Below are 11,533 nucleotides of genomic sequence, written 5' to 3' on the forward strand. Positions count from 1 at the left end.
AGAACACCGGCTCGCCCTGGAAGCCACAACGGCCCCCCGGAGCTGACCACTGGTTCGAGCGCGTTCAGCCCGCCACGAAGCGCACCTGGTCCACCGTCGCCACCGTGCCCAGGCGCGGGAAGTCGAGCCGTGCCGAGGCCTCGTGCTCGGCGGCGGTGAAGGCGGCCATGGCGTCCTCCACGAAGACGAGGTCGTAGCCGAGGTCGAGGGCGGCGCGGGCGGTGGACTCGACGCCGAGGTTGGTGGCGATCCCGCCGAACACCAGCGTGGTGACGCCGAGTTCACGAAGGCGCGGGTCCAGGTCCGTGCCCTAGAAGGCGCCGATGGTCCGCTTCACGATCTCGATGTCGCCGTGCCGGGCGAGGCCGGGCACCAGCCCGCTGCCGGGTGGCTGATCGGCGACTCCGGGCCGCTCGACGCGCACGAGCACGACGGGTGCGCCGGCGCTGCGGAAGGCGGTCGCCAGCTTCTCGGCGGCGGCGAGGACTTCGGTGCCTTTGCGGGGTTCCAGGGGCAGCGCCACGATCCGGTCCATCAGATCGACGAGTACGAGGGCGCTGCGCGCGGCATCGAGCGCTAGGGGTCCAGTCATGACGGAACGTTATCCGTCATCAGCCCTGCGTACCGGAGATCCGGATCAACAGGCTCATGAACTGGGCCCGTTCGGCCGCCGAGAGGGGGGCCAGCAGCTCGTCGTTGGCCTCCCGGGCCACCTTCTCGCAGCGTTTCAGCAGCCGTGCCCCCTCGTCCGTGAGGGACACCGCGTTCTTGCGGCGGTCGGTGGGGTCCGGTTCGCGCAGGACGAGACCTGCGGACTGGAGGTCGTTCAGGATGCCGACCAGGTCCTTGGGGTCGAGCCGCACCCCGCGGCCGAGGTCGGCCTGAGCGACGGGGGCGAGGTCACGGACGGCGGAGAGCACCACGTGGTGCCACATCTTCATGCCCTCGGCGGCGAGCGCCTCGGCCACCAGAGCCCGGCCGCGGGCGGCGGCGCGGCCGAGGAGCCAGCTGGGGAGGGAGCGGATCGCGGGCAGGGATGCTTCGGCCATGGGGCCAGCCTAGCCACTATTCATTGGACTTCCCAACGATCGTCCACTTATCGTTGGGGCAACCAATGAATTCACGGGAGGTCCGGTCGATGCGTCGCGTCCGTTACGGGTCCACGGGTGGCCCGCTGTTCTTGGAGGAGGCGCCCGTCCCCGAGCCGGGCCCCGGCGAGCTCCTCGTGCGCTGCGAGGCGGTGGGTGTCACCCTCCCCGTCGTCCGCAAGGTCACCGAGGCCGCGGAGCCGGTGCCGCTCGGGGGCGAGCTCGCCGGTGCGGTGGTGACCGTCGGCGCCGGGGTCACCCGCTTCCGACCCGGTGAACGCGTCACGGGCCTGTGCTTCGGCCACGGTTACGCCGACTTCGCACTGCTGCACGAGGCCATGGCCTCCCCGATCCCCGACGGAGCCTCGGCGACCGACGCGGTCGCGCTGGTCCGCAGCGGGCTGGTCGCGCTCGGCGCGCTGGAGGCGGCACACCCCGAGCCGGGAGAGACGGCGCTGATCACGGCGGCGGCGAGCGGGGTCGGCCACCTCGCCGTGCAGCTCGCGCGGACCCGCGGCGCCTCCCGTGTCGTGGGCGCCGTCTCCGACCCGGCCAAGACGGACTTCGTGCGCTCACTCGGCGCCGACGCCACCACCCTGTACACGGACGGCAGTTGGGGAGACTCCGTCGACTACGTCCTCGACGCGGTCGGCGGCGAGCTGCTCACTCCGGCGCTCGCCGCCCTGGCCCCGGGCGGGCGGCTGGTGGCGTACAGCTCGGGCGGCGGGACGATCCAGGCGTATGACCTCCTCGTCGGCGCCAAGTCCGTGACGGGCCTCCAGATGGCGCGGATCGCCCGTGAGCGGCCGGAGTTGTACGAGCGGTGGCGGCGGGAGCTGTGGCGGATGTTCCTGGACGGCGACCTGCGGCCCGTCGTGCACGGGGAGTTCGCCCTGGAGGACGCGGCGAAGGCGCACGAGGTGATCGAGTCGCGGCGCAACCTCGGAAAAGTCGTACTCCATCCGTGACGGGACACGCGCACGGTTCTTGTGGGGCGCGGGGTGCGGAACTACCGTCCGTGACCTGAAGGTCATATTTCCGGATGTACGACAATGAAAGGGCGGATTCGCCCGTGCCGTCGAGTCGCGCAGGTCCGAGATCCTTTCTGACCGCCGTGTCCACCGTCGCCGCGCTGGTCGCCCTGCCGAGCCCCGCTCAGGCCCAACCTCCGTCCGCCGCGCCGGGGTTCGAGCAGCAGATTCTCTTCAGGGCGGACCGGGACCCCGGTTACGCCTGCTTCCGCATCCCGGCGATCGTCCGGACCACCGGCGGCACCCTTCTCGCGTTCGCCGAGGGCCGGGTCCTCGACTGCGGAGACGCCGGAGACATCGACATCGTCCTCAAGCGCTCCACGGACGGCGGCCGTACCTGGGGTCCTCTCCAGGTGGTCAGCGAGGGCGCGGGCGCCACCCACGGCAACCCGGCCCCGGTCGTGGACCGCGCAACGGGCCGGGTCCTGCTGGCCGAGACGTACAACACGGGCCGTACGGACAGCGGGAATTGCCGGGTGCCCTGCGACCGCGTCCCGCACCTCCAGTACAGCGACGACGACGGCCTCACCTGGTCCGCGCCCCGCGACCTGAGCGCGGAGATCCTGCCCCCGCGGTGGAACTCCTGGTTCGCCACGGGCCCCGTGCACGGCATCCAGCTCAGCCACGGACACCATGCCGGGCGGCTGGTGTTCGGGGTCAACGCCGAGACGTGGGACGGCGAGCGCAGCGAGATGGGGGTCCCCCCGGCCGGAGGCTGGGGGAGGGTCACCGCCGGTCACGCGGCGCTCGTCGTGAGCGACGACGGCGGCGAGCACTGGAGGGTCGGCGCCACCGATTCCTGGCCGGTCGCCGCCGACGGCACCTTCCGGCAGAAGCCCTCCGAGGTGACGCTCACCGAGCGCACCGACGGCTCCCTCCTCGTCAGTGCCCGCGAACAGGACGGCAGCGACCTCGGCCACCGCACCCAGGCCGTCAGCCTCGACGGCGGTGACAGCTTCGGCTCGCCGTTCCGGGCTCTCCCGGACCTGTACGCACCGCAGGTGCAGTGCGCCACCCTCGACCTCGGCGAGCGCATCCTGCTGTCCTGCCCTGGGGACCCCGACCGCCGCCGCACGATGATGATCCGCTCCTCCTACGACGGCGGGCGCACCTGGGACACCGTCGACCGCGGCACGGTCGTCACCACGGACTGGTCCGGCTACTCCGACCTGGCACACGCCGACGAGGGCACGGTGGGCCTGCTGTACGAGGGCGGGGCGGTCGACGCGCGCGACGAGATCCGCTTCGTCCGCTTCACCGCGGACCGGCTGGCCCCGCGCCGCGGCCCCGACCCGACCACCGCCGACCTCGCTCCCCTCGCCCCGCGCGCGGCGGTGCTCGGCGGCGCCCGCGAGACGGCCGGGGTCATCGGCGGCGCCCTGGAGTTCGACGGCGCCGACGACGCCGTACACCTGCCCTATCGCGAGGAACTCCCGCTCGGCACGAAGGACTTCACCGCGTCCCTGTGGTTCCGGTACAGGGCCACGACCGGGGAGCAGCCGCTGCTGTGGATGGGCGGTGTGGGCACGGGGCAGCCGCAGGTCTGGCTGCGCGGGGAGCCCGCGAGCGGCCGGGTGCGTGGGCTGATCACCGTGCGGGCGGGCGCGAGGACCGTACGGACGGCGTGGGTGAGCACGAGCGGCGCGTACAACGACGGGCGGTGGCATCATCTGGCCCTGCGCCGCGGCGGCGGGCGGCTCACGCTCGTCGTCGACGGTACGGCGATCGGTACACCTGACGTGCCCGGCTCGGTCAGCCGCAACTCGCCGTTCGGCGTGCACGTCGGGCAGCGCGTGGACGGCCGGGCCCACTTCACCGGCGCCATCGACGATGTCCGGGTCTGGGACCGGGCCCTGACCGACGAGGAGATCACCGGCCCGGACGCCGCCGCCGGGGGCACGGTCCTGTGGCTGCCCATGGACCAGGTGAGCGACAGCCGCTAACGTCGCGAACCGTGCCCGAGGACCCACGAGCACGACAGCGAACGGGCACCGGCGTCGGTCTGCTGCTGGCGCTGGTGCTCGGAGCCGTGCTGATCACCGCTCTTCCCGACGGCGGCGGGCGGGACGCCGGCGACTGCACTCCGCGCACCGTCGGCTCCTGGTCGGCGGACGACCAACTCACCGCCGAGTTCGCCCGGTACGGCGACGACGCCGGCCGCGGCGACGACTGGACCGGCGGTGACGGCACCCACTCGGTGCGGCTGCCCGACGGACGGCTGCTGTGGCTGTTCTCCGACACCTACCTCGGCCAGGTGTACGGCCCGCCCAACCCGTTCGGCGAGTCGCACGCCTGGCGCGACACCACCGCTCCCCTCGTGCGCAACTCGGCGGTGCTGATGCGCGACGGCCGCCTGGAGACCACGCTCCCGGCGCCCCTGTTCCCGGACCCCGGTCCGAACCAGTGGCGCTGGCCGGTCGCGGCCCGCGTCGAACCCCGCTCCCCCGGCTCGGACGAACAGGTCGTCCGGGTACTGCTGTGGGTGCGCACGGCCGGCCAGTACCCCTGGATCTACGGTGTCCCGACCGCCACCGAGGTCGCCACGCTCTCGCTGCCCGACCTGCGTGTCGAGTCGATCACGAAGGTCCTCGACGAGCAGCGGGTCAAGGACCCGTCCCGGCGGGTGCTGTTCGGCACGACGCTGGTCGAGGACGGCGAGTGGACGTACGTCTTCGGGGGCGACGACGGCCAGGCCGCGTCCCGTTCCGCGTCGTCGGCGTATGTCGCCCGGGCGCCGGAGGGCGCGCTCGCGGAGCCGGGCGCCTGGGAGTACTGGGACGGCTCGGCCTGGACGACCGGCGCCCGCCCGCGTCCGGTGCTCGGGGACGGACGGCGCACCGGGGTGGGCAGCGCCTTCTCCGTCGTACGGCAGGACGGGACGTACGTGCTGTTCACCATGGCCGCCGGGACGAAGGGGCTCGCCGCCGTGACCTCGTACTGGGCCTGCTCGCCCACCGGGCCGTGGCACGGTCCCCAGAAGGACTTCACGCCGCCCCTGCCCGCGGGCCAGGTCGCCGCCTACAACCCGCAGGCGCACCTCGAACTCAGCGGCGGGGGACGGCTGGTGCTCAGCTACGACGTCAACTGGCTGGAGACGGGGGCCGCTTCGGCGCAGCTCAACCGGAACGTGGCGCTGTACCGACCGAGGTTCGTGACGCTGCGGCTGACCCCGGCGCGCTGAGCTCCGCGGTCTCCTCCGGGAGGGGGTCGTGCGAGCGGCGCTTGGCGATCACCGCGCAGACCATCAGCTGCATCTGGTGGAAGAGCATCAGCGGCAGCACGGCGAGGGAGGCGTGCGCGCCGAACAGGACGCTGGCCATGGGGAGTCCGGAGGCGAGGGACTTCTTGGAGCCCGCGAACTGGATGGCGATGCGGTCCTCGCGGCCGAAGCGGAGCGCCTTGGAGCCGTACCAGGTCAGGGCGAGCATCAGGGCGAGCAGGACGCCTTCGACGATCAGCAGCCCGCCGAGCCTGAGCGGGCTCACCTGGTGCCAGATGCCCTGGACCATGCCCTCGCTGAACGCGGTGTAGACGACCAGCAGGATCGACCCGCGGTCGACGAGGCCGAGGACCTTCTTGTGCCGGGTGATGAACCCGCCGATCCAGCGGCGCGTCAACTGCCCCGCCAGGAACGGCACGAGCAGCTGGAGCACGATCTCCAGGAGCGAGTCGGCCGAGAACCCCCCGCTGCTGCCGAGCAGGGCGGCCGCGAGGAGCGGCGTGATGACGATGCCCACCAGCGAGGAGAAGGAGCCGGCGCAGATCGCGGCGGGCACGTTTCCGCGGGCCATCGAGGTGAAGGCGATCGAGGACTGGATGGTGGAGGGGACCAGGGTGAGGAAGAGCAGGCCCTGGTAGAGCGGGTCCGTCAGGAAGACCGGGACGAGTCCGCGGGCGGCCAGGCCCAGCAGCGGGAAGATCACGAACGTACAGGCGAGGACGGTGACGTGCAGCCGCCAGTGCTTGAGCCCGTCCAGGGCCTCGCGGGTGGAGAGGCGGGCGCCGTAGAGGAAGAAGAGGAAGGCGATCGCCGCCGTGGAGGCTCCGGAGGCCACGTCCGCGGAGGTCCCGCGTGCCGGTACGAGGGCCGCGAGGCCCACCGTGCCGAGCAACAGCAGGATGTACGGGTCGACCGGCATCCAGGCCGGCCACTTCAGGCGCTTCACGGTGCTCCACTTACTCGTGTTCGACGGCGGTGCATGGACACATGGTCATAACGGGTGCCCCTCAGGTCGGGGGGTCCCCCTCCATCGTCCCCTTTCACTCCTTGATCGGGAATCCGGCATACCACTCTGACTGTCATCACGTTCCGCGATAACCTGGCTTCATGTACGACCCGTCGCAGCTGCGTACGTTCCTGGCGGTGGCGCAGACCCTGAGCTTCACGCAGGCCGCCCGGCGGCTGGGGCTGCGCCAGTCGACCGTGAGCCAGCATGTACGGCGGCTCGAGGACGCCACCGGGCGGCAGCTGTTCACCCGGGACACCCACTCCGTGGAGCTGACGGAGGACGGCGAGGCGATGCTGGGATTCGCGCGCCGGATCCTGGAGGTGCACGACCAGGCCACGGCGTTCTTCACCGGCACGCGCCTGCGGGGGCGGCTGCGGTTCGGGGCGTCGGAGGACTTCGTGCTGACGCGGCTGCCGGAGATCCTCGAGGGCTTCCGGTACGACCATCCCGAGGTGGATCTGGAGCTGACGGTCGAGCTGTCGGGCACGCTGCACGAGCAGCTGGCCGCCGGGAAGCTGGACCTCGTGCTCGCCAAGCGGCGGCCGGAGGATCCCCGGGGTGAGCTGGTGTGGCACGACCGGCTGGTGTGGATCGGGGCGGAGCGGCTACGGCTGGACGCGGACCGGCCGGTGCCGCTGATCGTGTATCCGCCGCCGGGGATCACTCGGACACTGGCCCTCGAGGCACTGGAGCGGCAGGGACGCGAGTGGCGGATCGTGTGCACCAGCGGGAGCCTGAACGGGCTGATCGCGGCGGCGCGGGCCGGACTGGGTGTGATGGCGCACTCCCGGGGGCTGGTCCCGCCGGGGCTGGTGCGGATGCCGGACCGCTTCGGACTGCCCGAGCTCGGGCGGGTGGACTTCGTCCTGGTGCACGGTCGCCGGCGTACGGCCGCTCAGGGGGCGGCGGACGCGCTCGCCGCCGCGATTCTGGCGGGCGGGGACCGGTTGCACCGGCGGTGACGGGCGTGCCGACACGCCCCTGGGAGAAGTGACGAATTCCGGGTACGCGGCGCTGAGAGAAGCGAAAACGGCATCCCGTGAGTAACCGTTTCACCAAGGCCGCGAGCCGTCCTCGGCTCGTACAGATTCGGTGGAGATTACGGCCGGGAACCTTACTCAACCGTCAGTTTTCTGTCCGACCCTTCCCCATGTGAGCGTATTTTCCCGTACTGACCAGGCCATACGTGAGCACCGCTCGGCTTCGGCCCCTCTCCCGCCGGATGTCTGGGTGGGGTAGCTTTCACGGCGCTGTGCGGAGCGTCACTGAGCGCCAGGGAGAGCGGGGAGCGGGGTTTGCGCGAGTTCACCAACCCTCCGTTGGCGTTGGCACCCCCGGTGGGCGGACTGGCCGACGTCGTCTTCGAGCATGCCCAGAACGGCCCCCTTCACATCGCCCTCGGCCGCAAGGACGAGAACGGACAGTGGCGGGACGTGACGTCCGCCGAGTTCCGCGACGAGGTCATGGCCCTCGCCAAGGGACTGCTCGCCCAGGGCATCCGCTTCGGTGACCGCGTCGCGATCATGTCCCGGACCCGCTACGAGTGGACGCTGTTCGACTTCGCGCTGTGGACGATCGGCGCGCAGGTGGTCCCGGTCTACCCGACCTCCTCCGCCGAGCAGTGCTTCTGGTCGCTGTACGACGCCGAGTGCACGGCCGCGATCGTGGAAAACGAGGACCACGCGATGACGATCGCCACGGTCATCGACCGGCTGCCGCACCTGCACCGGCTGTGGCAGCTGGACTCCGGCGCGGTGCAGGAGTTGTACGACGCGGGCGCGGCCATCGAGGACGAGGTGGTGCACCGCCACCGGCAGGCCGTGACCCCGGACTCGACCGCGACGATCATCTACACCTCGGGCACCACCGGCCGCCCCAAGGGCTGTGTGATCACCCACGGCAACTTCATGTTCGAGGCGGACACCATGATCGCGCGCTGGGAGCCGGTGTTCCACTCCAAGAAGGGCGACGAGGCGGCGACCCTGCTGTTCCTGCCGCTCGCGCACGTCTTCGGGCGGATGGTGCAGGTCGCCGCGATCCGTGGCCGGGTCCGCTTCGGTCACCAGCCGCAGATGAACGCGGCCGCCCTGCTGCCCGACCTCGCCGCGTTCAAGCCGACGTTCTTCCTCGGGGTGCCGTACATCTTCGAGAAGGTCTTCAACGCCTCCCGCCGCAAGGCCGAGAAGGAGGGCAAGGCCGGCCCGTTCGAGAAGGCCGTCGACGTGGCGGTGAAGTACGCGGAGGCCATGGAGGCCAAGGCCTGGGGGATCGGGCCCGGTCCGTCGGCGGGGCTGCGGATGCAGCACCAGCTCTTCGACAAGCTCGTCTACTCCAAGATGCGGGCGGCGATGGGCGGCCGGATCCGGCACGCGATGACCGGCGGCTCGGCCATGGACCGCAAGCTGGGGCTGTTCTTCGCCGGCGCCGGCGTCCACATCTACGAGGGGTACGGCCTCACCGAGACGACGGCGGCGGCGACCGCCAACCCGCCCGAGCGCACCCGCTACGGCACGGTCGGCCAGCCCATCCCCGGCATGACCGTACACATCGCGGACGACGGCGAGATCTGGCTGTACGGCGCCAACGTCTTCCAGGGCTATCTCAACAACGAGAAGGCCACCGACGAGACCCTCCACGACGGCTGGCTCGCCACGGGCGACCTCGGCTCCCTCGACGAGGACGGCTATCTCACCATCACCGGCCGTAAGAAGGAGATCCTCGTCACCTCCGGCGGCAAGAGCGTCTCCCCCGGCGTGCTGGAGGAGCGGGTGCGCGACCATCCGCTGGTCTCGCAGTGCATCGTCGTGGGCAACGACCGCCCCTACATCGCCGCCCTGGTCACCCTCGACCAGGAGGCCGTCGAACACTGGCTGGGGATGCGCGACAAGCCGCGGATGTCGTCGGCCCAGCTGGTGCGCGACGCCGACCTGGAGACCGAGGTGCGGCGGGCGGTGGTCGCCGCCAACACCCTGGTCTCCCAGGCCGAGTCGATCCGCACCTTCCGTATCCTCGCCCAGCCCTTCACCGAGGAGCACGGGCTGCTGACCCCGTCCCTGAAGCTCAAGCGCAAGGCGATCGAGACGGCGTACGCGGACGAGGTCGAGGCGCTGTACCGGGCCTGACGCCCGTGTCACGGCCTGACGGCCTGTCAGCTGATCGTCACGCGAAAGATCTTGTCCGATCCGTCCGCCGCTCCTCCGTTGTTGTCGCAGTTGGTGGTCGACAGCCACAGCTGGTCGGCGCCCGGCACCTTGGTGACCGTGCGCAGCCGGCCGTAGGTGCCCACGTAGTACGCGGTCGGCGTGCCGACGCTCTCGTTGTCGCCGTTGATCGGGATCCGCCACAGCCGCTCGCCGCGCAGGGAGGCCATGTAGACGACGTTGCGCACAATCGCGATGCCGCTCGGCGAGGCCTCCGAGACGTTCCAGGTGGCCTTCGGATTGGTCATCCCCGCGGTGGAGCAGGTGCCCTCGCAGATCGGCCAGCCGTAGTTGGCGCCGGGCTTGATCAGGTTCAGTTCGTCCTTGGAGCTGTTGCCGAACTCCGCTTCCCACAGGCGGCCGTTGCGGTCGAAGGCGAGGCCCTGCGGGTTGCGGTGGCCGAGGCTGTAGACGTAGGTGCCGAACGGGTTGCCGGGAGCCGGCCTGCCGTCGGTGGTCATGCGCAGGATCTTGCCGTTGAGGGAGCTCTTGTCCTGCGCCAGGTCGGGTGTCTGGGCCTCGCCGGTGGAGACGTAGAGGTAGCCGTCGGGGCCGAGGGCGAGGCGGCCGCCGTTGTGGTAGCGGTTCTTCTTGATGCTCTGCAGGAGGACCGTGTAGTCGCTCAGCGTGGTCCCGTCGTACGTCATGCGGACCACGCGGTTGCCCTCGGACGCGGTGTGCATGAAGTAGACGTGGTGGTTGGTCTCCCACTTCGGGTCGACGGCGACGCCGAGCAGTCCGCCCTCGCCGTTGGTGGTGACGGCGTTCGGGACCGTGCCGACCTGTGTCTTCGTGCCGTCCTTGGTCACCTTCCAGACTCGGAAGTCGTCCCGCTCGGTGACCAGCGCGCTCTTGCCATCGGGCAACCAGAAGATGCCCCAGGGGATGGTCCAGCCGGAGGAGAGAGTGGAGACGGAGGACGGGACGCCACCGTCGGTGGCACAGGCCTTGGTGGTGAAGGTGACCGTGTTGCTCGGCTGGCTGACGTTGCCGGCCGCGTCACGGGCGACGACATTCAGGCTGTACGGGCTGTTGCAGGCGAGCCCGGTCAGCGTGGTCGAGGTGCCGGCGGTGACGGACGTGTAGACGGTGGTGTCACTGCGCACGTCGTAGCCGACGACCGCCCGGTTGTCGGTGGAGGCGCCCCAGCTCAGGGCGGCGCTGTTCGCCGTGACGTCCGCCGCGGACAGGGTGCCGGGTTTGGTCGGCGGGGTGGTGTCGGAGCTGGGCTTGGTGGTGCAGTCGACGACGGGGCTCGCGGGGGATGTGTTGCCGGCCGCGTCACGGGCGATGACGGTCAGGTTGTAGGTGGTGCCGGGGGTGAGGCCGGTGAGCGCCTTGCTGGTCGAACCGCCCGGCGCCTCACCGATCTTGTTGCCGTGCTCGTAGAGGTCGTACGCCGTCACGCCCACGTTGTCCGTGGATGCGCCCCAGGCCAGCGTGAGCCCGTCCTCACCGATGTCGGAGCAAGCGGGCTGCCCGGGACGGCTCGGGGCCTGGGAGTCGGTGGCCGCGTCGACGCCGATGCGGTCGAGGTTGGGGCCTCCGGCGGCGGTGGTGGCGGTCGCGCGGATCTTGCCGGAGCCCGCGGTGAGCGGGACGTCGACGGTCCTGGTGGCCCAGGTGTTCCAGTCGGCGGTGGCCGGGAAGGAGACGGCCGACGCCACGACCGTGCCGTTCACGGAGATGTCCATGGGCCGGTCGGTCGCGGTCCCGTTGGCGTAGCGGAAGGTGACGGCCGTGGAGCCCGCGGAGGCGGCACTGACGGTGAACTCCACATAGGAGCCCTTGACGTTGGTGTAGTCGACGAAGCCGGTGCCCGTGTAGCCGGTGTGGTTGGTGGCCACCGTGCCCTGCACGACGGTCGCGTCTTCCGCCTGGTAGTCGGTGGCCGCGAGCGCGGTGGCCTGGCTCAGTCCGGCGAGGGGCAGCACGAGGGCCGCGGCGAGGCCGTAGGGCAGAACTCTCTTGATTTTCACGGATGT

At 71.1% G+C, this 11,533-nt stretch carries 8 protein-coding genes and 1 pseudogene; 5 read left to right on the forward strand and 4 right to left on the reverse strand.

The features are described from left to right. Positions 1-64: 64 nt before the first annotated feature. Both AQJ46_RS35580 and AQJ46_RS35585 read right to left on the reverse strand, forming a co-directional pair. Positions 65-592: pseudogene (locus AQJ46_RS35580) on the reverse strand (isochorismatase family protein). 19 nt (positions 593-611) lie between these two features. Next, the gene (locus AQJ46_RS35585) at positions 612-1,049 is read right to left on the reverse strand and encodes a MarR family winged helix-turn-helix transcriptional regulator (RefSeq protein WP_059209491.1); all 438 of its coding nucleotides are present in this window, start codon (positions 1,047-1,049) and stop codon (positions 612-614) included. An 89-nt stretch (positions 1,050-1,138) separates the two neighbouring features. Here AQJ46_RS35585 and AQJ46_RS35590 point away from each other — a divergent pair, with 89 nt between their 5' ends. The 3 genes from AQJ46_RS35590 (at position 1,139) to AQJ46_RS35600 (ending at position 5,300) form a co-directional block, all read left to right on the forward strand. Next, positions 1,139-2,056, forward strand: a complete 918-nt coding sequence (locus tag AQJ46_RS35590; RefSeq protein WP_059209492.1) for a quinone oxidoreductase family protein — start codon at positions 1,139-1,141, stop codon at positions 2,054-2,056. Between the two features lie 104 nt (positions 2,057-2,160). Further along, positions 2,161-4,062 (forward strand): sialidase family protein, encoded by a 1,902-nt coding sequence (locus AQJ46_RS35595; RefSeq protein ID WP_059209493.1) that lies wholly within the window; start codon positions 2,161-2,163, stop codon positions 4,060-4,062. Between the two features lie 11 nt (positions 4,063-4,073). Further along, positions 4,074-5,300 (forward strand): DUF4185 domain-containing protein, encoded by a 1,227-nt coding sequence (locus tag AQJ46_RS35600; RefSeq protein WP_059209494.1) that lies wholly within the window; start codon positions 4,074-4,076, stop codon positions 5,298-5,300. On the opposite strand, the gene AQJ46_RS35605 is transcribed toward AQJ46_RS35600, so the two are convergent. After that, entirely contained in the window at positions 5,236-6,258 is a 1,023-nt protein-coding gene (locus tag AQJ46_RS35605) for a bile acid:sodium symporter family protein (protein ID WP_059209691.1), read from the reverse strand. The genes AQJ46_RS35600 and AQJ46_RS35605 overlap by 65 nt on opposite strands. A gap of 188 nt (positions 6,259-6,446) precedes the next feature. Here AQJ46_RS35605 and AQJ46_RS35610 point away from each other — a divergent pair, with 188 nt between their 5' ends. Beyond that, positions 6,447-7,310 (forward strand): LysR substrate-binding domain-containing protein, encoded by an 864-nt coding sequence (locus AQJ46_RS35610; protein ID WP_059209495.1) that lies wholly within the window; start codon positions 6,447-6,449, stop codon positions 7,308-7,310. Positions 7,311-7,643: 333 nt separating this feature from the next. Next, entirely contained in the window at positions 7,644-9,470 is a 1,827-nt protein-coding gene (locus tag AQJ46_RS35615) for an AMP-dependent synthetase/ligase (protein WP_059209496.1), read from the forward strand. 26 nt (positions 9,471-9,496) lie between these two features. Here AQJ46_RS35615 and AQJ46_RS35620 read toward each other — a convergent pair whose 3' ends face one another. After that, complete coding sequence (locus tag AQJ46_RS35620; RefSeq protein ID WP_059209497.1) at positions 9,497-11,527, reverse strand: PQQ-dependent sugar dehydrogenase; 2,031 nt, start codon at positions 11,525-11,527, stop codon at positions 9,497-9,499. Between the last annotated feature and the right edge of the window lie 6 nt (positions 11,528-11,533).

The sequence above is a fragment of the Streptomyces canus genome, from assembly GCF_001514145.1.
In the GTDB taxonomy this organism is placed as follows: Bacteria; Actinomycetota; Actinomycetes; order Streptomycetales; family Streptomycetaceae; genus Streptomyces; species Streptomyces canus.